Genomic DNA, 19,181 nt, shown 5'->3' with positions numbered 1-19,181 from the left:
ATTATTCCTCTTTTCCGAATTTATCAAAACTACTTTTAGATTTTCGTATATTCCATGGAATAACAACTCTTGTGTCAATGCATCCTGTTTTCTTATTCATCCACATTGTCGTTGGATATCCGTTTTCCATACAATCAGTTTCCATATTAGCAATCAATTCACAATAATTTTTAGCAATCAACGTATCAGTAATGTCATGGAAATGAGCCTTTGCAAAATTCCGTAGTTCTGGAGTAATAACCGGTGAATATGTTTTTTCTTTGCTAAATACCTGTGATCTTGCTTTTTCCACCTGACGCATATCTACTTTTTGTCTTGTGAACGGCAATTCTTGATAATAGGGAACTCGGTTTGCTCGCCTAGCATTATCTGCATATTTTTTAATAGTGGCAACGCTTGGTAGCTCCTGAACGTTATCTATTACCTTTTCGACTGCGTTTAATATTTCTTCATCTGTATATTTTGCAAAAGAACGTCCCAGCATATCTCCAAAATCATCACCATTATGACTATCCAATTTCCAAGAATCATTCGGGTATGCGCTTTGGATCCATTCGATTACATTCTCCACTCCCATGGCTGTCAATTTCCATCGCCCTCGCTCTCCTGCGCTCTCTATCCGCTTTTCGTCTATCTGCAGCGGTCTGTTTTTTGTCCGTTTTATTTTCTTCATCATATCCATTCTGCTGCCAGTTATTTAGAATAGCTGTAACATATCCGATATTACGTTTTCCCCTGGACACAGAACGTTCAATTGCTTTAGTTATAATTTCCAGTCCAAAATCGTCTAATAAAGAAGAAAGCTTATCACGCTCTATCGGGCTACTGATAGGATGGATATTATTCTGATATATCTTTACTAATTTTTGGAAGTCGGAGAGTGTATCTTCTTCTCCTTCTACTTTACTTTCCTCTACTTTACTTTCCTCTACTTTACTTTGTTTTGAAATGTCTACGTTTTTTTGAAAAATGTCTACATTTTTATCTAAAATGTTATCATCATGTTTACATTTTCCTTTTAAATGCATACTCAAAGAAGACATGCTTACTTTTAAATTTTTAAAATCTGTCGGATCGACCAACAACATACATTGATCGATCTCAACAAATTTCCTTCTCTCACATGCTTTGAGGAAGCGTTCTTGTATGCCGCGTGATGTTAAAATGCGGAGCGAGTTAAAAAGGGATTCATCAAAGAACCCGCGTTTAACCAAGTCATACACTATACTATTCGCTAAAGAAGGGGTAATTTCTTGACCCGCGCTTTTCGAAAATAGAAATGCTGCATCTTCATCCCACTTTATAAAGTACCCATTGTGATAAATTCGGGTAAGCAATCTAATAGTAAGTATTTCACCTTTTACGCCAAATCTGGCAGAAACAAGCTGAATCTTTTCATCTTCAAAGAAGTCTACATCTAAAGGGAAATAATCAATTCCCTTTTTCATAAGTAAATCCTCCTACGCGTGTGGAGACATATTATCAATCGTTTCTTGCCAGTCTATAGGCGGGTGTGTCGGCGTCTGTGGTGGATTGTCTCGAAAGGGATCTTCATCTTTTTTTGATTCGTTACCGTCCTGTTCAAACAAAGACATCTGCGCCCGCTTTCCTTTTAAATAATTTTCCGTCTGATGTAGTAAATTTTTCAATTTATCGATGGTTTCTTGGTCAAAACAAGATGTTTTATTTTCATCTTCCTGCGATTCGCCGCAGGATCGGATAGGTGTATTGATAGCAATCTGCGTTTCATCGATATCTAATTTGCTGGATATAATAGCCATCATATCCCCGTCTTTTTTGTGCTTATATGTCACTCCGTAGGGATGAATCCGTTCTTTAAATTCCTTCGGATTAAACTCCAATATTTTTAATACCGGATCAAGAAGCGAAGATAACGCGTTGTAAAACTCTGGTTCAGCCGGTTCGTCAAATACACCGGAATATTCGGCAATGTGTCCATCTGCCGTCTTAGAAAATTCAATGCTTATTTTACCGGCATTTTCGCTGTACTTCACTTTATTGATTTGAATACTGCTGTTTTGTTCCATGATTATCTCCTCCTGTTTAACAAACATGTACAATAGCACCTGTTTCTTTTTGCACCATCCGTTTAAATTCTGCCGCGTTACTATTGCCGTTACTTAAGTGCAACAGATAAATTTCTTTTACATTTCGCAAATCGTTGGCTTTCAAGAAATTCAGTAACGTATCAATACTCATATGCGTTTGTAATACTCTGTCACCGACAAAATATGGTATATTTCCATATTTTGCATTGCCTGCCATGATGCCGATATCATAATTTGCCTCGGCCATAATGTAATTGATATTCGAGAATTTATATTTGATGTACGCGGTATCGGTAAAATATAGTAACCGTTCTCCTGTGATTTGTGATTCTATCAAGTATCCGTAACATTCCACATCATGTTGACACTCGAACGCTCGGAAAGAAAATGTACCAATATGATATAAAACTCCTATTTTCGCCGTTACGACGTTTTTAAATGTTTCGGCTACATCTTTATTAGAATATGTCACAAAACCTCTCTTGATTAATTCTGACAAAGATTTTGTGTGGTCATTGTGACGATGTGTAATGAGACAACCGGCAATAGACGATGTATTGAAATTACAACCTTCTTGAATCTTTTTGAATGGGATTCCTGCGTCCAGCAATAGTGTTGTTTTCCCGTCCGATATCAGATAACAGTTTCCACTACTGCCGGAAGCAAGAATTTTGATGTTCATTTAAAACGTAGGGCCGGCAGCCGTGCCGGAACCCTCGAACATAGCATCACCCAGTTGATCTATTTCATCTTCAACAGGCTGCTCTTGTTTTTCAACTTGTGGATTGGTTGTTTTTTTATTCTTCTGACGATTATTTGATACAGTTTCTTTCGGTTCTGATTCAGGCACACTTTGTTTTGGAACGGGTTCAGTTAACTGCTGTGGTTCTGCTTGGGCTTCTTCTTCAAACGGAATACTATTTGCTTCCACGTCGATTGCTTGCTGAACATCTTCCGTAATAGCCTGCATACGTAATTCCTGCTGCTTCATATATTGATACGAATCATCAACTTTTTTCGGATCACGAGGTATATGTTTAGGGGAATATACTTCGCGAATCAATGTTTTAGTACACATTTCTTCCAGCCAACCATCTTTTTGTACGGTTTCTTTTTTCTTATTTTTCCATTCTGTTGTTTGTCCGCCCCAAAATTCAACGCTAGCATATTGTGGTTTGCGTTTTAATATGTCTTTCATGGACATCATAATCAATTCATTTTTCCGTTCGTCGTCATATTCAATATAGCCAAAGCCACCGATTATCTCGCCCCGGTCAAAGGGATCTGTAATATCAAATTCATAAGTTTCTATATCATTGCCACGGCTTTTTTTGATGGGTTTAAAGTGATCATTTTTATGCACCAATTCAATTCGTACATCTTTCGGTTTTACTAATGCGTAATTATTGGCAATATACTTAATCCCGTTATATCCCGGCATTAAAGTAATATCATATTTACCTGTACTTTTATTCTTAAAAGGAATGGGGAAAAGGTGATTTGGTTCCATCATGTCTAATCCCAGCCGTGCATAATGAACCACATCTAACGCCAATTCGTTTAGGTTTACATTATTCCATGTCATGGGTAATGTATTATCATATTTATGGTCATCGTTATATGCATTCTTATGCAGCCTTTTTTCTTCGCCCATTTTAAGCGACTTATCAATCACAATAAAATATCCCTGAACCAGCTGTTGCTGATAATCACTAATACGAAGTTCTCCGGAAATATTACCGCCGAATTCATTAAACACTTTATTCATGAATCGTTCACTCATATTTAATTCGCTTGTCGTTGCTACCTGTTTTTCTTCCATTGTTCATTCCTCCTAATTTTCTACACAAAATAAATTACTTCTAAATTCCTTCACCGCATCATCAAAGCACTCTTTCGGAAGATATATTTTAACTTTTATTTCTTCTCCCTGCGCACCTACTCCAAGAATTTTGATGGTCTTAAATTCTGCGTTATGATTCACGCAAAACTCTTTGATTTTGCTTCGAATGCCGTATGTATATATTGAAATTCGTGGACTTCTCATTTACTCACCATCCTTTCTAGGCATTTCGAATTGAGCAGTATCTCCTAGTGTCCTTATAGATTCTTGCAATTTTTCAAATACCAATTCGGCTTCTGCTAATTCATATGTTCCTAATGTAATTCCAGTCGATTGATGCATTAGTGAATCATAGCTATTAATTGCATAAATACTCCATTCTGGAGAACTACCAATATGTTCAAGAGAAAAGAAAATAGGCTTTTTACTATCTGTAAAAAATCTTTTGTCTTGCGATAATATCCACATATAATCACCTCAATTCTCGATACGTAACGTTTTATCTGCGTCCGACACAATTAATCGGATAAGCTGTATTCCATCATGATTGATATGTGTTACGCTTTCCGCACGGTCAATGAATACCGGCAAGTGTATGTTGTAAAAATCGGACAATACGCTAATGATGTCCATTCCTGCGTTTACCTGTGATGCCGTGTTGGCACTGCGGTAATCAACCCACATTCCTTGCGCATTCTGTACAGTGGGTTCACAGCATTCTTTTAGACCGCCGTTAATTAATTCATCAAATAGTTTGAACCGGACAAAATTAAATTTGCTGTTGATGTTGTTGGTTATCATATCGGCTTTAGTTCTCGTGAACTGGTCACATAGATACAGCCCTTTTTCGATATGCTCTAAATCGGCGGCTGATTTACGTTGATCCTGCTGTAATTCAGTGATGCGAGCTTTGGCACGTTCAGCAGCCGCAATATCTGCCAATGCTGAATTCTCGGATTGGATCAAATGTTGGATAGATTCTTTTTCCTTGTTCTTTGCTAGAATTAATTCATCCTGATCAGAACCGCTTTCCACAGCTGAATTTTTGAGCTGTGCAATTTGATCCGAAATTCGTTTATACTGCGATGTTTCTTCGAAAATAGGTTTGTTCGCAATAACCTTTTCTAAATCTTCGATATTTTTAGATGCTTCATCATGTTTGGTTTTGACATCGTGCAAACTGTCTTCTAAATACACCAGTTTCTCTTGTATGCCACTTATGACGGATTGACTGCATTCTTGCCCTCGGTTATTAATATCCTCCTTCTTACGGGATTTTGTGAGATTGAAGTCTTCCCGTAAAGATTGTACTTTGTTGGGTGGCAACGATTGTCCACACGTCGGGCAGGTTTCTTTTCCTTTATCCCACTGCTGCCGCTGAACGCTTTCAAATTCGGCTAGCAGCTGTTCTCGTTTCTGGGTTAAAACATCAATCCTGTTTTTACCTGTGCTGATTTGATCTTCGATGGTGCGCTGTGAATTTGAAAGTTCTCTGCACTCCGCTTTCATCTGATTGAGATTGTTATACTTTGCGTCGTAATCTTCGCTGATCGTTTTGTTGAATGCTAACCGTTCTTCTTCCAACTCATTTTGCTTTTTTATAATTTCTTTCTTTAGTGCAATCCCGTTTGTGTCTCCGTCTTTAATATCTCGGATCGCATCCTCGACAGCGGCCATTTGTTGACTCAGATCGGCTATTCTGGATTTAACAGCCGATTCATCCGGCAGAGATTCGGGAACGGACTTTGTCACTTCATCGATTCTGGCAGGTAACATCTTTAATTCTTCGTTTATTTTCTTCCTTCGTTCCGTCGCAATCTTACGGTATTCGTCAGTGCTGTATTTCTGATCGACAGTACCAGGTATCGTAAGATATGCGTCTAGGTCTTTCAATGCCGGATTACTACTAATTACGTCTTCATCCGTTTTATCGCCGCAGACATCAAATAACATCTTCCGGCGGTCATCTGCACTCATGACTTCGGGAAAATAATCATACATCGTAAGTACCTTGGCGGCTTCTAATGTGCCACCACATAGCGACTGGATTGTTTTGTTGTATGCGCTTTCTTTATGTGGAATTTCGTCAATCCAATAATCTGTTGTGTTTCCGGAAAACGTTTTTTCTGGAGAACCTTTCTTCTTGCTCCAGACTTCGTAGAAATCCTTTTTCAATGAGATGATAGCTCCGTTATCTTTCTGGAATACCGCCTGTGCTGTATGGTGCAGTCCGTGCGCCCCTGTTGTCTTCGGGTCGAAATCCTTTTCTCCCGTTGCGGCTTTGCCGAATAATAACCATGATACGGCGTTTGCAATTGTCGTCTTTCCGGTTCCGTTGGCACCGTATATGTCGGTGTCTTTGCCGTCGAAATTAATCGTCAGTTCCTTTATTCCTCGAAAATTCTCTAAATTTAGCGTTAGTATTTTCATTATTTGTCATTTCCTCCCGTATCGTGGTATAATAACCACGTAATATATAGTTAATAGCTTCACCTTACCGCCTTTGCCGAGGCGGTTTTTTAGTTGTCTGAAATGCTTATAGCACGTTCACAACGTTTTAAAATTAAATCAGGTTGGTCATCATCACAATCATCAAATAGTGAACATCTATATGGACAACTATTTTTTTCCTTACATTCATAGCAACAAACAGCATCTTTAACTATTTGACATGTAGCGTATCCACATTTAATCATTTACTCATCCCCTATTCATCCTTAATCCCCAACTCAGCCATTCCTTGTGGAGACAAATTAGTCCAGTACCTTCGTTCTCCGCTCTTCAGTGTAAACGCCCAATACCAATTGCCGTGATCGTACATTTTGCTATACGATTTGATGCCGATTTCTTTGATATGTGTTACGAATATTTCTTCCTGCTGTGCCTTTTTCATTTACTCGCCGCCATTCATTTTTCTGATTTTCCGGCCCATTGTTCTGCCATAGCTTTAGCAATACCCGTAAATGTTTTAGCCCTATTCTTTGCGTCATCTCCTCGTTTAGCTAATCCATATTTTTTCCTATTTTTCCGGCTAGTTCCAGCAGGAACATAAGGCGCTATAGGATCAACAACATTAGTAGAGACTAATTTAGGTAAACCTTTAAGCCATAGACGTGTTTTTTTAGTGCATGGATGGCCAAACATGTACGGCTGTATTTCCTGCGTATATTCAGGCATATTGAATATTTTGCTAGAGACTGGGTTTTCTATTGCAATTTTTTGGCAATCCGCATTATAAAACTGCATAAAAAATTGTTTTGCTTTTAATCCTTTCTTATAGCGGTCTATATTTAATTTTCCTTTTTGTGGATATAATCGGCATGCTCCTGCATTACTAAGATAGGTGCAGGGCGGGAAAGCAATAATCATATCCCACTTTTGCTGTAGTAATGGAATTACATCTTGTTGCAAATGCCATTCAGGATGACCTCCGCTGCACGGTTCTATGTCACAGCTATATGCTTCATGTCCAAGTTTGCGCAATTCAATCGTGACCGCTTGGCTTTCTTCACATGCTACTAGTATTTTCATTTACTCACCGCCCTTCCGACAATTCTTTTTACATACTGCTCTGTAACGCGATAATTAAAAGCTAAATCAGTAATACTCACGCCAAATTTGAATTCGCGGATAATCGCATCTTCTTTCTTTCTCCTTGCCTCACTTCTTTGCTTTAACCATTTAAACATTTAGTCACCACACCCCCAACAGCCACGACATATACACGCACGCTGCCAACAATAGCATGTTAATAACGATAAACATGTTCCGGTCTTGCCGTGCATTCTTTAAATCGTCGGACACTTCAAAATACAGTTCCATCTTTATTACCGGCACTGGGTTTTCCTGTTTCTTTATATCCTGTTCTGCCGGCTTTTTCGGTGCGTTCACCCATTCCGGCGGTTCAATTCCGCACCCACGGGATAATCCGACTTTTGCGCATTCCTTTATCATCGTGTCGTCGCTCATTATGTTTCACATCCTTTTAATAATTCTGAATTTTCGTAAATATTACCAATAATTTCTGCACTTTTAGACGTTTCTTTAGTGAAATAAAAAGTTCTTGTATTATTTTCTAATTTAAAGGACGCTCCTTTGTAAACAATTGAAAAATAATCAATATCATTAAAATTTGCATTGCCTATTTCTTTTCCAAACATTTTTGTGCGTATAATGTCCCCCTCGTATACATCCTTCCCGTTTTTATCTTTTAAGCCCGTGTATTGCATAACTCGTACAGTATCGCATCCATCATCGCTGCCAAAAAGAGCACATTCATCTATTATTTTCCCTGTTTGCTTATTTTTATATCGATAATATATTTGCGGATATACATAGTCACTAGGATATTTAATACAATTCGCCATTGCCATTAATTTGAGATTTTTATCCCAAACCCTAAATTTTATTTTACGGTTATCCATCTCACTCATCTCCTTTTATAATTTCTTCCGGAACACAATGCCAACTCTTGATAATTTTCTGCCTGATTTTAGGAACGATGTTAATAATTCGTGGTATATGACACCGTACTTTCGGGTGCTGGTGATGTTCCACCCACCAGTCATACGGATCGCCGATGGCTTGTTTAGGATCATCAGCAAACATCCCAAAAGCATCTACGATAAGTTCTTGAAACTTTTCATAAAATGTCTTACCGATTTCATTAACCATAGAAGATATTTCATCTCCATTGAGTTCCTCTATTTCCATACTTTCACCACCTTAAATGAACTCTCCATGCCCACACCCCGATAACTGCGGAATACAGCAATATCACACAGCCAACGGATACCCAGAACTCGAAGTTCTTTCTCTGGTCTTCCGTTAGCTCCTGTTCCATGGCTTCATGTGCGTTGAGTGCTAACCGCTCTATCAGCTTCATGCTTCTACCTTCCTTTCTGCTTCATCTGCCATCTCCCCGTTAATAATGACGGCGAGCCGAGCCATTTTACACCGCAGTTCTTTTACTTTCTCTTCGGCGTTTTCAGCCCGAATAACGGCTTGATGATACTCAAATGGGCTGATGACACGGCGGTCTTTTTCGTCAAGGCCTTCCAGCTCATATACTTCTTTCATGCGATACATAACATTCGGTAGACCGCGGCACCGTTTCAGCAATCCCATATGTTCCCGTTCTTCTACCGCTTTTGTCGAACAGCCCCAACGAGAAGCAAGGTCTTTTTTTGAGATTACTGTTTTGTCCATATTCTCACTTCCTTTTTATGCTATAATCACCCTTGAAAGGAGGTGATTATGATGAGTGTTAAAATTGAATCTAATCTTGATGGTTTTAAAAAGCTTAAAGAAAAGATAAAATCATTGCCGGAAAAAGAAAATGTCAAGCTAGGCGATCTTTTCAATGATGACTTTATGCAACGGTATACAAGCGTATCTTCTTTTGATAAATTATTTGAAGCTGGCGGCTTTGATATAAATTCCAAAGAAGATTTTGATGCAATTCCAGATGATGATTTTGATTCTTGCATTCGACAGCATACGTCATTCAGCTCATGGGAAGAAATGAAACAAAAAGCACTTAACGAATACATCAAGAAAAAATTAGAGTTTTAAAATTACATTTGCTGAAAGTCTGCCGGTACTAATAATGTCTATTGTTGGCTCATTAGTATCGGCCTTTTCTATTTTGTAATTGACTTCAAGCATGAGCTGTTTCAATTCTTCTGGCGTGCATTTGATTTCCATGGTTCCTCCTTATGCCGGACGATTGTCCGGATGAGTTTCAAATAAAACTTCTAAGGGCATATCCACTTTTAGCATCCCTTTTATTTTTAATGCCAAGGAAAGACTTATATCACTCTTTCCTGTTAATTTTTCGGATACTGTGGATATAGATAATCCCAAATCATTTGCAAGATCAACGCGCCGTATTTTTTGTCTGCGAAGCTCTGCTTCTAGGTTGTTATACATGATTTCACCTCCTAATCATTAACGCAATTGCGTTAATTTTGATTTCATTATACACGAAATTTCGGTAATGTCAATACGTTTTAACGAATTTTCAAAAATAAATATTGATTTTTCGTTAAAAAAGAATTATAATCATCAATAAAAGGAGATTGCATAAATGACCATTGAAGAAAAGCTAAAAAATCTTATATTATCTAAATATAAAAGTATTAGAGAATTTTGCATTAGCGTAGATATGCCATATTCTACAATTGATAGCATTTTACGCAGAGGAATATCTAAAGCCAGCATTGCCAATATAATTAAAATATGCAGACATTTTAATATTAGTGCAGATGCATTAGCAGACGAAGAAATAGTATTTAACGGATTGTCAATAACAAGTTCTTATTCTTCGGAAGAACAAAATATCATAAAAAAATATCGCGTTCTAAATGAACACGATAAAATGGTTGTCGATACAATTGTAGATCAGTTATATGACGCTGCTAAACCCAAAGAAGAAGACGGGGTATGCTGATAAAGTTTAATTTCAAAAGGGGCTGATTAATATGCAATGTAAGAGATGCGGAAAACAAATATCGATCAATACAAATTTCTGTCCAAGCTGCGGATATCCAACGGAATTATATACGGAAAGTGATCTTCCACTGGAAAGTACAAACGTTATGTCAACGGCGCAGACACAATATGTATCCATGACGTCAAACAAAAGCAAAAAGACCGCAACGATTTTATGCTTGCTTGGCTTTTTATGCGTCGGAGGAATACATCGTATATATGTTGGGAAAATTATTAGCGGAATTATCTATCTACTTACCTGCGGTATGTTTTTCATCGGAACCATCATTGATTTAATTCAACTTCTTACCGGACAATTTACAGATAATGTCGGGCAACCATTGCGTAGATAGAAGGGATTTCAATGCAATTAGAATATAGATTTTCGTTTCGCGAAAAGGACAAAGGGCTTCAAGTAATCCTCGCATACAAAGACGCTTACGGAAAATGGCGTCAAAAGTCTAAGCAAGGATTTAAAGGGAAAAACAGACGAACTATGGCAAAGCTTGCCGGAGATAGATTGCTGGAAGAATTAAAAGAAACGGTAAATCTGGAATCAAGTACCTGCGGCATGGAACATATCACGCTGCTGCAGCTAAAAGAATTGTTCTTACGTGACCAAAAGAATAATCTCGAGTATAATACACGGCGTACATACGATCAGGCAATTGACGCATTTAATGACATTGCAAGTATGGCTGTTACAGACATCACCTTTTCCGACATCATGAACAATCTGAATAAATTATCGTGCAGAGCCAGTACGAAGCAGATATACATGTCTAAGATAAAAAGGTTATTTAAATACGCTATATCGCCGTACAAGCTAATCAAGAGCAATCCTGCGGCAGAAGTGAGCGTGCCGAAAGACAAAGAACGCAAAAAAATACACGCATTGTCGAAAGAAGAATTAAAAACTCTTCTAAGTTCCATGCGTGATAACGATTATATATTCTTTGTGATAGCTGCTATTGCTGGATACGCCGGACTGCGGTATGGAGAAATTATCGGACTAACATGGGACAATGTAAATTTAAAAGAAGGAAGCATTACCGTCTGCCAGCAGTGGGGCGCGACTGACAAAAATGAATACGGCCCCAAATCGACAAAAAGTATAAACGGAAATAGAATCATTCCCATTCCGGAAGCATTGATAGAAATTTTGCAGGAGTATCAAGAAAGCCCTGTAAAGTCAATAGACAAAAGATTGTTCATGAAAAACGATTCGCATACTATTAGTATAAATTATGCGATCCGAAAAGTGAATAAAGAGATAAGTATTCACGATCTGCGTCATACCTACGCCACACAGCTTTTAGCAAATGGTGTTGATATCCGAACCGTAGCCGCCCTTGTCGGGGATACGGTAGAAACCGTCATTCATACGTATGTACATTATACGGATGAGATGCGAAAGAAAGCAAAAGAAGATATCAACAAAATTTTTTCTGCGTAATTTCTGACGTATTTCTGACGAATTTATCAGAAACCACATAACAGTAGGCACCCTTCAAGTATTGTTTATTTCATTGTCAAATCCATATAACTTCCATTTTTTATAAAAAGTGCGCCGACTGATTCCCAACACGTTCATCGCTTTAGTTTTATTACCGCCTGTTTCCAAAAGTGCCTGCCGCATTCGTTCCCGTTCCATATTTTGTATATCATTCTTTAACCCTTGGACAGGTCGCAAGGGTATAGATATCTGAGATACTTTCGATAAAGTTTCTGTTGCTTCAGAAATTCCATTTTGTATATCTTCCGGTAAATCTTGTATCTGCAATTGCCGTGTTTTGCAAACAATAACAGCATATTCAATACAACTTTCCAATTGACGTACATTACCAAACCAAGGAACTTTCTGCAAATGACCGGCTGCTTCTTTTCCTAAATACACTTGTTTCCCATATTTATCATTAAATTTACGAATAAAATATTCTGCCAGAAGTAAAATATCACCGCGTCTTTCCCGCAACGGAGGTATCACAATTTTAAAGGTATTAAGGCGGAAATATAAGTCTTCTCGAAATTTTCCTTCTTGTACCATTTGTTTTAAATCACGGTTGGTCGCAGCTATCACTCTTACGTCTACAACGTCCGCATAATCCGAACCAATTTTTTGAATTTCACCCGATTGCAATACTCGTAAAAGTTTAGACTGCATAAACAAAGGCATTTCTCCTATTTCATCGAGAAAAATCGTTCCCTTATGGGCAAGTTCAAATTTACCGATTTTGCCGTTTTTTGACGCTCCTGTAAATGATCCTGAAGTATACCCAAATAATTCACTCTCAAAAAGACTTTCAGGAATCGCCGAACAATTCAAATTCACAAAAGGCTGACGGCGGGAACCACTAATACTTAATATTGCATTAACAATAACTTCTTTACCTGTACCGCTTTCTCCTTCAATCAGTACTGTCGCATCTGTAGGCGCTACTGTTTTAGCTAATTGCAGACAATGAAGAAATTTTTCATCCCGTCCAATGACATGTGAAAATTCCGGCGGTATCGTCATATTTTCCACAGATACGGCATTAAATATGGACTTGCTGAGGCGCTGCGCCTTTTTCAATTCACGACTGATCATATATACCTCGGTCATATCTTTGAAAACAGAAATAGCACCAATAAGTATAGTATCACTAATAATAGGCGTAATATTAGCAAGTATCCGCTTACTGCGGGATTTTACCTGCACAAGTGCATTAACGCGCGGTTTTTTATCCCGCAGCGAGTCCAATATAATCGCATCCGGTTCAATTTCGCTCATCAACTTATTCATGGCTTTTTCCCGCCGGACCTGTAAAATTCTCAAATAGGCATCATTCAAATATATAATTCGTGAACTGCTGTCAACGATAACGACTCCATCGCGAACACTGTCTAATGCCTCTAACATCAGCTGCTGTGTAATACTATTCAGTCCTTGACTTCTCATCATTTTTTTCACCCATCTTTATTGTCAAACCGGATTAATGATTCCTTGTTCGATTTCAAAGAGATGAACCGTATCTGTTTCTCCCGATAGCTCCTGTTGCACTTGCTGCGCAATTTCGCGTGTTTCATTTGAACAAGTAAACAAAAATATTTGTTCCTTTTTTCCCAAATCCGCAAGAAAACGCATTGCTTCTTTTTGCCGTTGTTCATCAAATCGAACAAGAATATCATCCAAAATCAACGGCATCGGCTCTATTTGCTGTGCAAACGCCATAGCCAAACCAATGCGAATAGCTAAATAAATTTGATCACCTAAACCACTACTCCATTGTTTTTCCGGAATGCGCCGTTGATTTTCATCAATAGCAAAAAGCTGTCTTCCGTCAAAAGTAGCTTGCAATGTATACCGCCCTTGCGTCATAAGACGGAGGTATTCACCCGCATTGCGAATAACCAATGGCTGGCGAACTTTTTCATAATACGTTTGTGCCTCTCCTAAGATATACTGTGCATACATCATTGTCAGCCAAACATCAATTTTCCCATCCAGAAGTGTTTTCCTGTTTTCTTTTTCCTGGAGCATTTTGCTGTAAGTATCGCTTTTGGCCATTTGGCTAAGTCGTTCAACAATACTTCCGCGCCGTTCGGCAATAGCTGCCAGCTGCTTTTCAGCTTCGGCAATCGAGCCTTCACATTGAGATATCTGCTGTTTCCAGTATTTCATATCATGCACCTTAAGTTCTCGCCGTAAATCACTGAGATTCTTATCATTCTTGGCAATAAGGCGGATATGTGCTTCAGATTGTTCATACACTTCTTTATATTGATGAAATTGTCGAAACTTTAATATCTTGCTGCGAAAATCTCCCTCCGAACGGGCTCCGGCAGCCTGCATTAATTCCCGCTGTTGATGAACCCGTACTTCCTTATCTTTTATCCAACGGGCAATCTGGTCTTCCCTATCCCGCTGTTGCTTATCTTGTTCTTTAGCAACTTCTGCCTGAATCCGAATATCCTGCCAGCGGCGATACATGGTCTCTATACTTTGCGGTGTAACTGGTTCAGACACATGGATTTCTCGGAATATCTGTTCAGCATCATCCACTAATTGAGAGATTATTTTTTTCCAATTTTCCTGCTGTCCCATCCAATCCTGATACTCTTTAGTGATAGTAAGCCATTTTTCCCAACAGTCCTTTGCAACGGGGACCTGGGATGCCTCCAAATTTATTAAACCGCTTATTTGCTGCCATTTAGACCAGCGTTGTTCACTATCTGCCAAATTGCTTCGGCATATTTTCCCCTCATCCTGCCATTTTTTTACCATCGAATCATATATCACTTGCTGTTGTTTTTCCCATTCTCCTTTTGTTTCCCGTGTTTTCCAATCCATATACTGCTTGCGAACTTTATCCAAGCGAGTATCCCATATAATGTTATCACTATCTTCCGGAACAGTAATTCCGGCTTTTTCCGCCAGTGCTGAAATATGTCCATGCAAATATTCCAACCTGCCTCGTAATTCTCCTATCTTTTCAGGAGCCCTGTTTGTACGCATATTTTGTTTCCAGAAGGCCCCAGCAGCCAGTACACCACAAATACCGGAACCGATGTATCCCGCAGTTTGATCTAATCCGTATAAAATAACACCAGCAGCTAAAGCAGCCGCAGCTAATACCAATAAAATTCCAAACCATAAAAAAGCTCTTGACGTTTCTACCGGCTCCTCCTGCAGCCATGTTAATTGTTCCTTAAGCTTGTCTTGTTCTATCAAATCCTGCTGAATATGATTCACTGTCGAACCAATTTCCTGCCACTCTTCTTTTGTCCGTTCAGAACTACTTTTATCATCCGCAGGCAAATCCACACCCACATTTTTAGGCTTGGCAGCTTCCCATTTCTCCTGTTCTTGACGATACAGAGCCACATCCGTAGCCAATGCCTTTCCCGTTTCCCAATCAATGCCACGAAAAATATCATTGCCTCCAGTCCAGCCATCCATAGACATTTTCAGTTGTTTTATTTCTGACTTCCAAGTAGCTTCTTTTTGTTGAGAATTGGTAATTTCTTCTTCTCCTTGTTTCCATTGCGGAATTTGACGAAAAAGATTCTCCAGCTGATCTCCACAAGCAATCCACCGATTCCATTCTTCTTTATACGCAGAATTTTTCTGCGAAGTGTCTTCAAGCTGTTTTATTTGACCATCAATTTCACTAATTTTAGTTTCCAATTCTTTCCAACGCTGCGCTCCGTTTTCCGGAAACTGCGAAACTTCTGCTAACGACTGCATATGCACCAATGCATCTTGCCCCTGTTTATAAACCTCCCACGCTGCAATCGGCATAGAAATCTTTTCTATTTGATGTTTTGTTTCAGTAATACTGATACGTATACGATTTTCTTCTTCATGTGTTTCCTGTTCCTTCGCTTGTAAATCGGCAAATTCTGTTTCTTCATAAGCTAAAGAATAAATATGCTGATCATACTCTTTCTGTTCATTCAGAAGAACATTGACAGGTTTTTTCCCCTGCGGTGATGCCACAAAAATATCTCCCATAAGACGAATCAAATCGCGCCGAGTCACCCCCATGCGTACGCCGCCTTCAACACTGAAAAAATGGCTTCGAACTTCATCATTAGATAATATTTTAAATCCCTGCAAATCTTCCAATCCCATCGCAAATATTTTGTCATAGGTCTGACGGTCCAAACCATGCCACCATAAATTAGAAGGTTCTTCATGCATGGTATCATCACCAGTAGAAATATACGACTCTTTTTCATTACGATAAATTCGATATTCCCGTCCATTCATACGGCGTATGTCCATATGACCGTATAGGCCCTGCCAATCGCCGCGCAAATATCCAAAAAACATAGACCGTACATATTTCATAAGAGTCGTCTTACCACTTTCATTCTGTCCATGCATAACAATAAGTCCGTTTTCCGGTGGATTCCAAGTAATATTATGATAAATTCCAAAATCTTCCAAATCCATTTGTATAATTTTCATGTATATTATCCTCTTCTATCTTCCAATAACCGCTGCATTCCCAGCCATTTTGCTTTTTCAAAGGCCTCCAAGAGACGACCGTCTGAAATATGCCGGCCATACGTACCAAGGCGTTCAAATTCCGGACGTTTTTCGAGTATTTCGCGCAACATTTGCAACTTTTCTTCTTGCGGCAGTCCATCTATTTTGTCAGATACATTTAAATAATCACCAACCATGTCTGGTAATTTGCTGCGTTCTTCCTGATTAATTTTAGGACGAGCCATATTACGAACCCGTTCTACCATGACAAATGCATACTTTCCCTGCTCTTCTTCTCGCCAGCTATCAATCCAATATTGAACTGCTTCATCATTATTTATAACTTTGTACATACTGCCTGCGCCGATAAAATTAACCGTCAGAAAAGTTGGTCTGCCAATTTCCTTTCGTATCTTTTCTTTAGCTAGACGCACGTTTTCTCTAATTTCAGATACAGACTCAATCGTATCGATTGGTACATTGATACTCTCCCAGCGAACAATGCTGGTATCTATAAACTGCAGTGACGTTGTTCCATAGGGGCCTACTTCAACATAGTAGCAACCGTGGACACCTGTTTCTGTGCAATCCAACCCCTGTGGACTGCCGCAGTATACAATCCATGGTTTTTCCTGCAAGACCTGTGGGGTATGAACATGCCCAAGCGCCCAATAATCCATCCCGCTGTCTTTCAAACTATTCAACGTACAAGGCGCATATGTTGAGTTTTCTCCGCCTACCTGCGTATGCATGAGTCCAATAGCATATTGATCATCCTCGTGGCGGATATACTCTCCGGCAAAGTTGTTTCTTTCTTCACTATGCGCATAGCTGCGGCCATAAATTTCTGCCCGTTCTTCGCCATCTATAATTAGAGGGATTCGTTCAACTTGTTCAGTGCTAAATACATGTACATTCGGCGGCAGCGGAATTTTAGCTTTCCAAGCATCCAGCGGATCATGATTTCCATGAACAGCAAATACTTCTATGCCGTGCTGTCCCAACTTGTGCAGCAAGCGAACATAATCCAGCTGCGCCGTCAAATTATGTGTTGCGCTGGTATATACATCCCCCGCAATAAGTACAGCATGCACTTGCTTATCAATAGCGGCCTGAACAATCTTTTGAAATGCTCGAACCGGAGCTTTTCCAATAATACGTTTCCATCTTTCATCGGTAATCATTATATTTTCAAAAGGACTTCCCAAATGTAGATCACCGCAATGAATAAACCGTAAACTTGTCGACATTAGTCTCCCTCTTTCTTTGCCCACGCATCATGAAGTACCGTAATGGCCTGTTTTAACTTATGACTAGGTATCTTTGAAAAGGAAAGAAGAAATTCTTTGCGTTCCTCTTGTTCCTTCGTTTCATAAAAAGCTTGAATCGGCAAAACCCGGCAACCTTTTTTTTCAGCTCTGTACTGCAATTCTGCCGCAGTATAAGCACTGTTCAAAGTGACTCGGCAATACACCCCTGATACAAGACTGCTGACCTCTATGTCTTTACCAAACGCACTAAGCAAAAGTGCCTTCATCAAATTGCCTTTTTCTTGATAATCTTTACGTAATCTTCGTACTTGGCGAGCCATTTCTCCACTGCGAATGTAAGCCGCCAGCACACATTGTTCCGGAACAGATGCCCCTTGACGGAATAACCCGCGCTTTTCGTTATAAAATGCTAATAATCGCGGCGGCAACACCATATAACTAAGTCGTACAAAAGACGGAAGTACCTTAGATAAAGAGCCCATATATATGACTCTTCCATGGGTATCTAACCCCTGCAAAGCCGGAACAGGTCTACCATAATAACGGAGTTCACTATCATAATCATCTTCTATGATTAACCCATCCATCTTTTCCGCCCACTGCAATAAACGATGCCGCATTCCCGCCGGCATAATGGTACCTGTAGGAAATTGATGAGACGGGCTGACATAAACTAATCGAATCCCATTCGTTTCCAACATATCCATATCCATCATACCGTTTTGTACGGAAAAAGGGAATATGTCATAACCACTATTGCGAAATATTTCACGCCCCAGTTTAAACCCAGGGTTTTCTACTCCAATACAGGAATAGGAACGAAGTATGTTTGTTAAAATTCCGAGCAAAGACGGTGTGCCTGCTCCAATAATGATACTTTCCGCACTTGCATACACACCGCGGGCTTGATAAACGTACTGACTTAAAATTTCTCGTAATTCCGGAACCCCCTGCTCATCGTTGCATTGCATCAAATATTCCGGCCGAGAAAGAACATGATTCATGTAGCGGCGCCAGACTTCCAAGGGGAATCGTTCCATATCCATATCGCCACTACCAAAATCATACTGAAAAAAGGAACGCTGCGCGGCATCCGGATGGTAAATCGGTTTTTTCTGCCCATCTTCTTTTTCGCTGCCTAAAAAAGCCACCTCATACCGAGCCTTATTGCGCCTCATAATATACCCTTCACTAGCCAGCTGATAATAGGCTTTTTCAATGGTCATTTTACTGACATCCACCGCCTGTGCTAATTCCCGCACAGAAGGAAGCCGATTTCCTGCTTGCATCCGCCGTGATTCGATCTCATCCCGATAATATTCATATATCTGTACATAATATGGTTTTTTAATTGTTTTTTCTATCTGCAGCATATCATATCTCCAATTTCCACATACTATCACTTTTCTTTATATTGATATATTATATATTGTACTCAAAAACTGGCATAGTGAAAAGAGGTAAAACACAAAAAATCTGTACCATTTAATTGTAAACAAAATATATTATTAAAAAGTTGACTAATATTT

At 39.1% G+C, this 19,181-nt stretch carries 25 protein-coding genes; 4 read left to right on the top strand and 21 right to left on the bottom strand.

Going from position 1 to position 19,181, the window contains the following annotated elements; genetic code table 11:
- Position 1: 1 nt before the first annotated feature.
- The 15 genes from NXG62_RS10780 to NXG62_RS10710 all read right to left on the bottom strand — a co-directional run bounded on the left by NXG62_RS10780 (position 2) and on the right by NXG62_RS10710 (position 9,120).
- Complete coding sequence (locus tag NXG62_RS10780) at positions 2 to 577, bottom strand: hypothetical protein (protein ID WP_427112415.1); 576 nt, start codon at positions 575 to 577, stop codon at positions 2 to 4.
- Entirely contained in the window at positions 528 to 1,448 is a 921-nt protein-coding gene (locus NXG62_RS10775) for a Lin1244/Lin1753 domain-containing protein (protein ID WP_427112414.1), read from the bottom strand. The genes NXG62_RS10780 and NXG62_RS10775 overlap by 50 nt, the downstream gene beginning before the upstream one ends.
- A 12-nt stretch (positions 1,449 to 1,460) precedes the next feature.
- Positions 1,461 to 2,048 carry a hypothetical protein gene (locus NXG62_RS10770; RefSeq protein WP_427112413.1) on the bottom strand — a complete coding sequence of 196 codons (588 nt, stop codon included), beginning with the start codon at positions 2,046 to 2,048 and terminating at the stop codon, positions 1,461 to 1,463.
- 16 nt (positions 2,049 to 2,064) lie between these two features.
- On the bottom strand, positions 2,065 to 2,751 hold the full coding sequence (locus tag NXG62_RS10765; RefSeq protein ID WP_427112412.1) for an MBL fold metallo-hydrolase: 687 nt from the start codon (positions 2,749 to 2,751) through the stop codon (positions 2,065 to 2,067).
- Positions 2,752 to 3,891 carry a recombinase RecT gene (locus tag NXG62_RS10760; protein WP_427112411.1) on the bottom strand — a complete coding sequence of 380 codons (1,140 nt, stop codon included), beginning with the start codon at positions 3,889 to 3,891 and terminating at the stop codon, positions 2,752 to 2,754.
- 12 nt (positions 3,892 to 3,903) lie between these two features.
- On the bottom strand, positions 3,904 to 4,116 hold the full coding sequence (locus tag NXG62_RS10755) for a hypothetical protein (protein WP_427112410.1): 213 nt from the start codon (positions 4,114 to 4,116) through the stop codon (positions 3,904 to 3,906).
- Positions 4,117 to 4,380 carry a hypothetical protein gene (locus NXG62_RS10750; protein WP_427112409.1) on the bottom strand — a complete coding sequence of 88 codons (264 nt, stop codon included), beginning with the start codon at positions 4,378 to 4,380 and terminating at the stop codon, positions 4,117 to 4,119.
- 9 nt (positions 4,381 to 4,389) lie between these two features.
- Positions 4,390 to 6,342 carry an AAA family ATPase gene (locus tag NXG62_RS10745; protein ID WP_427112408.1) on the bottom strand — a complete coding sequence of 651 codons (1,953 nt, stop codon included), beginning with the start codon at positions 6,340 to 6,342 and terminating at the stop codon, positions 4,390 to 4,392.
- Between the two features lie 277 nt (positions 6,343 to 6,619).
- Positions 6,620 to 6,805, bottom strand: a complete 186-nt coding sequence (locus NXG62_RS10740) for a hypothetical protein (protein WP_427112407.1) — start codon at positions 6,803 to 6,805, stop codon at positions 6,620 to 6,622.
- 14 nt (positions 6,806 to 6,819) lie between these two features.
- Positions 6,820 to 7,443, bottom strand: coding sequence for a hypothetical protein (locus tag NXG62_RS10735; protein WP_427112405.1), 624 nt, complete (start codon positions 7,441 to 7,443; stop codon positions 6,820 to 6,822).
- Positions 7,440 to 7,601 carry a hypothetical protein gene (locus NXG62_RS10730; RefSeq protein WP_427112403.1) on the bottom strand — a complete coding sequence of 54 codons (162 nt, stop codon included), beginning with the start codon at positions 7,599 to 7,601 and terminating at the stop codon, positions 7,440 to 7,442. The genes NXG62_RS10735 and NXG62_RS10730 overlap by 4 nt, the downstream gene beginning before the upstream one ends.
- 4 nt (positions 7,602 to 7,605) lie before the next feature.
- The gene (locus NXG62_RS10725; protein WP_427112402.1) at positions 7,606 to 7,881 is read right to left on the bottom strand and encodes a hypothetical protein; all 276 of its coding nucleotides are present in this window, start codon (positions 7,879 to 7,881) and stop codon (positions 7,606 to 7,608) included.
- Entirely contained in the window at positions 7,881 to 8,336 is a 456-nt protein-coding gene (locus tag NXG62_RS10720) for a YopX family protein (RefSeq protein ID WP_427112401.1), read from the bottom strand. Before NXG62_RS10720 ends, NXG62_RS10725 begins: the two co-directional genes overlap by 1 nt.
- A 1-nt stretch (position 8,337) precedes the next feature.
- The gene (locus NXG62_RS10715; protein ID WP_427112400.1) at positions 8,338 to 8,625 is read right to left on the bottom strand and encodes a hypothetical protein; all 288 of its coding nucleotides are present in this window, start codon (positions 8,623 to 8,625) and stop codon (positions 8,338 to 8,340) included.
- Between the two features lie 168 nt (positions 8,626 to 8,793).
- Positions 8,794 to 9,120, bottom strand: coding sequence for a hypothetical protein (locus tag NXG62_RS10710; protein ID WP_427112399.1), 327 nt, complete (start codon positions 9,118 to 9,120; stop codon positions 8,794 to 8,796).
- A gap of 48 nt (positions 9,121 to 9,168) precedes the next feature.
- Here NXG62_RS10710 and NXG62_RS10705 point away from each other — a divergent pair, with 48 nt between their 5' ends.
- Complete coding sequence (locus tag NXG62_RS10705) at positions 9,169 to 9,486, top strand: hypothetical protein (RefSeq protein ID WP_427112398.1); 318 nt, start codon at positions 9,169 to 9,171, stop codon at positions 9,484 to 9,486.
- Here NXG62_RS10705 and NXG62_RS10700 read toward each other — a convergent pair.
- Together NXG62_RS10700 and NXG62_RS10695 are read right to left on the bottom strand one after the other, a co-directional pair.
- Positions 9,475 to 9,618 carry a hypothetical protein gene (locus tag NXG62_RS10700; protein ID WP_427112396.1) on the bottom strand — a complete coding sequence of 48 codons (144 nt, stop codon included), beginning with the start codon at positions 9,616 to 9,618 and terminating at the stop codon, positions 9,475 to 9,477. The two genes, NXG62_RS10705 and NXG62_RS10700, sit on opposite strands and share 12 nt — an antisense overlap.
- A 9-nt stretch (positions 9,619 to 9,627) precedes the next feature.
- Positions 9,628 to 9,843, bottom strand: coding sequence for a hypothetical protein (locus NXG62_RS10695; protein ID WP_427112395.1), 216 nt, complete (start codon positions 9,841 to 9,843; stop codon positions 9,628 to 9,630).
- 157 nt (positions 9,844 to 10,000) lie between these two features.
- Between NXG62_RS10695 and NXG62_RS10690 the strand changes: the two genes are divergently transcribed.
- Genes NXG62_RS10690 through NXG62_RS10680 form a run of 3 tightly spaced genes read left to right on the top strand, consistent with a single transcriptional unit; the run spans position 10,001 to position 11,860 of the window.
- Positions 10,001 to 10,363: a helix-turn-helix domain-containing protein gene (locus NXG62_RS10690; protein WP_427112394.1), complete on the top strand. Its 363-nt coding sequence runs from the start codon at positions 10,001 to 10,003 to the stop codon at positions 10,361 to 10,363.
- A 31-nt stretch (positions 10,364 to 10,394) separates the two neighbouring features.
- Positions 10,395 to 10,757: an NINE protein gene (locus NXG62_RS10685; protein ID WP_427112392.1), complete on the top strand. Its 363-nt coding sequence runs from the start codon at positions 10,395 to 10,397 to the stop codon at positions 10,755 to 10,757.
- A gap of 11 nt (positions 10,758 to 10,768) precedes the next feature.
- On the top strand, positions 10,769 to 11,860 hold the full coding sequence (locus NXG62_RS10680; protein WP_427112391.1) for a tyrosine-type recombinase/integrase: 1,092 nt from the start codon (positions 10,769 to 10,771) through the stop codon (positions 11,858 to 11,860).
- A 54-nt stretch (positions 11,861 to 11,914) separates the two neighbouring features.
- On the opposite strand, the gene NXG62_RS10675 is transcribed toward NXG62_RS10680, so the two are convergent.
- Genes NXG62_RS10675 through NXG62_RS10660 form a run of 4 tightly spaced genes read right to left on the bottom strand, consistent with a single transcriptional unit; the run spans position 11,915 to position 19,025 of the window.
- Positions 11,915 to 13,348 carry a sigma-54 interaction domain-containing protein gene (locus tag NXG62_RS10675; protein WP_427112390.1) on the bottom strand — a complete coding sequence of 478 codons (1,434 nt, stop codon included), beginning with the start codon at positions 13,346 to 13,348 and terminating at the stop codon, positions 11,915 to 11,917.
- Positions 13,349 to 13,369: 21 nt separating this feature from the next.
- Complete coding sequence (locus NXG62_RS10670) at positions 13,370 to 16,360, bottom strand: AAA family ATPase (protein WP_427112389.1); 2,991 nt, start codon at positions 16,358 to 16,360, stop codon at positions 13,370 to 13,372.
- Between the two features lie 5 nt (positions 16,361 to 16,365).
- On the bottom strand, positions 16,366 to 17,631 hold the full coding sequence (locus NXG62_RS10665; protein ID WP_427112388.1) for a metallophosphoesterase family protein: 1,266 nt from the start codon (positions 17,629 to 17,631) through the stop codon (positions 16,366 to 16,368).
- Positions 17,631 to 19,025: a PLP-dependent aminotransferase family protein gene (locus NXG62_RS10660; protein ID WP_427112387.1), complete on the bottom strand. Its 1,395-nt coding sequence runs from the start codon at positions 19,023 to 19,025 to the stop codon at positions 17,631 to 17,633. Before NXG62_RS10660 ends, NXG62_RS10665 begins: the two co-directional genes overlap by 1 nt.
- Positions 19,026 to 19,181 lie beyond the last annotated feature (156 nt).

Source organism: Megasphaera sueciensis, from assembly GCF_050219315.1.
GTDB classification, from domain to species: Bacteria; Bacillota; Negativicutes; order Veillonellales; family Megasphaeraceae; genus Megasphaera_A; species Megasphaera_A sueciensis.
Note: the sequence above shows the minus strand (reverse complement) of the source record. Positions and strands in the feature narration are given on the sequence as shown.

Excerpts from the sequence above, each read along its gene's own strand:
- NXG62_RS10725 (WP_427112402.1), bottom strand. The coding sequence starts at position 7,881 with ATGAGCGACGACACGATGATAAAGGAATGCGCAAAAGTCGGATTATCC.
- NXG62_RS10755 (WP_427112410.1), bottom strand. The coding sequence starts at position 4,116 with ATGAGAAGTCCACGAATTTCAATATATACATACGGCATTCGAAGCAAA.
- NXG62_RS10750 (WP_427112409.1), bottom strand. The coding sequence starts at position 4,380 with ATGTGGATATTATCGCAAGACAAAAGATTTTTTACAGATAGTAAAAAG.
- NXG62_RS10705 (WP_427112398.1), top strand. The coding sequence starts at position 9,169 with ATGATGAGTGTTAAAATTGAATCTAATCTTGATGGTTTTAAAAAGCTT.
- NXG62_RS10715 (WP_427112400.1), bottom strand. The coding sequence starts at position 8,625 with ATGGAAATAGAGGAACTCAATGGAGATGAAATATCTTCTATGGTTAAT.
- NXG62_RS10780 (WP_427112415.1), bottom strand. The coding sequence starts at position 577 with ATGGGAGTGGAGAATGTAATCGAATGGATCCAAAGCGCATACCCGAAT.
- NXG62_RS10710 (WP_427112399.1), bottom strand. The coding sequence starts at position 9,120 with ATGGACAAAACAGTAATCTCAAAAAAAGACCTTGCTTCTCGTTGGGGC.
- NXG62_RS10760 (WP_427112411.1), bottom strand. The coding sequence starts at position 3,891 with ATGGAAGAAAAACAGGTAGCAACGACAAGCGAATTAAATATGAGTGAA.
- NXG62_RS10690 (WP_427112394.1), top strand. The coding sequence starts at position 10,001 with ATGACCATTGAAGAAAAGCTAAAAAATCTTATATTATCTAAATATAAA.
- NXG62_RS10675 (WP_427112390.1), bottom strand. The coding sequence starts at position 13,348 with ATGATGAGAAGTCAAGGACTGAATAGTATTACACAGCAGCTGATGTTA.
- NXG62_RS10665 (WP_427112388.1), bottom strand. The coding sequence starts at position 17,631 with ATGTCGACAAGTTTACGGTTTATTCATTGCGGTGATCTACATTTGGGA.
- NXG62_RS10770 (WP_427112413.1), bottom strand. The coding sequence starts at position 2,048 with ATGGAACAAAACAGCAGTATTCAAATCAATAAAGTGAAGTACAGCGAA.
- NXG62_RS10700 (WP_427112396.1), bottom strand. The coding sequence starts at position 9,618 with ATGGAAATCAAATGCACGCCAGAAGAATTGAAACAGCTCATGCTTGAA.
- NXG62_RS10660 (WP_427112387.1), bottom strand. The coding sequence starts at position 19,025 with ATGCTGCAGATAGAAAAAACAATTAAAAAACCATATTATGTACAGATA.
- NXG62_RS10735 (WP_427112405.1), bottom strand. The coding sequence starts at position 7,443 with ATGAAAATACTAGTAGCATGTGAAGAAAGCCAAGCGGTCACGATTGAA.
- NXG62_RS10720 (WP_427112401.1), bottom strand. The coding sequence starts at position 8,336 with ATGGATAACCGTAAAATAAAATTTAGGGTTTGGGATAAAAATCTCAAA.
- NXG62_RS10680 (WP_427112391.1), top strand. The coding sequence starts at position 10,769 with ATGCAATTAGAATATAGATTTTCGTTTCGCGAAAAGGACAAAGGGCTT.
- NXG62_RS10745 (WP_427112408.1), bottom strand. The coding sequence starts at position 6,342 with ATGAAAATACTAACGCTAAATTTAGAGAATTTTCGAGGAATAAAGGAA.
- NXG62_RS10670 (WP_427112389.1), bottom strand. The coding sequence starts at position 16,360 with ATGAAAATTATACAAATGGATTTGGAAGATTTTGGAATTTATCATAAT.
- NXG62_RS10765 (WP_427112412.1), bottom strand. The coding sequence starts at position 2,751 with ATGAACATCAAAATTCTTGCTTCCGGCAGTAGTGGAAACTGTTATCTG.
- NXG62_RS10685 (WP_427112392.1), top strand. The coding sequence starts at position 10,395 with ATGCAATGTAAGAGATGCGGAAAACAAATATCGATCAATACAAATTTC.
- NXG62_RS10695 (WP_427112395.1), bottom strand. The coding sequence starts at position 9,843 with ATGTATAACAACCTAGAAGCAGAGCTTCGCAGACAAAAAATACGGCGC.
- NXG62_RS10775 (WP_427112414.1), bottom strand. The coding sequence starts at position 1,448 with ATGAAAAAGGGAATTGATTATTTCCCTTTAGATGTAGACTTCTTTGAA.
- NXG62_RS10740 (WP_427112407.1), bottom strand. The coding sequence starts at position 6,805 with ATGAAAAAGGCACAGCAGGAAGAAATATTCGTAACACATATCAAAGAA.
- NXG62_RS10730 (WP_427112403.1), bottom strand. The coding sequence starts at position 7,601 with ATGTTTAAATGGTTAAAGCAAAGAAGTGAGGCAAGGAGAAAGAAAGAA.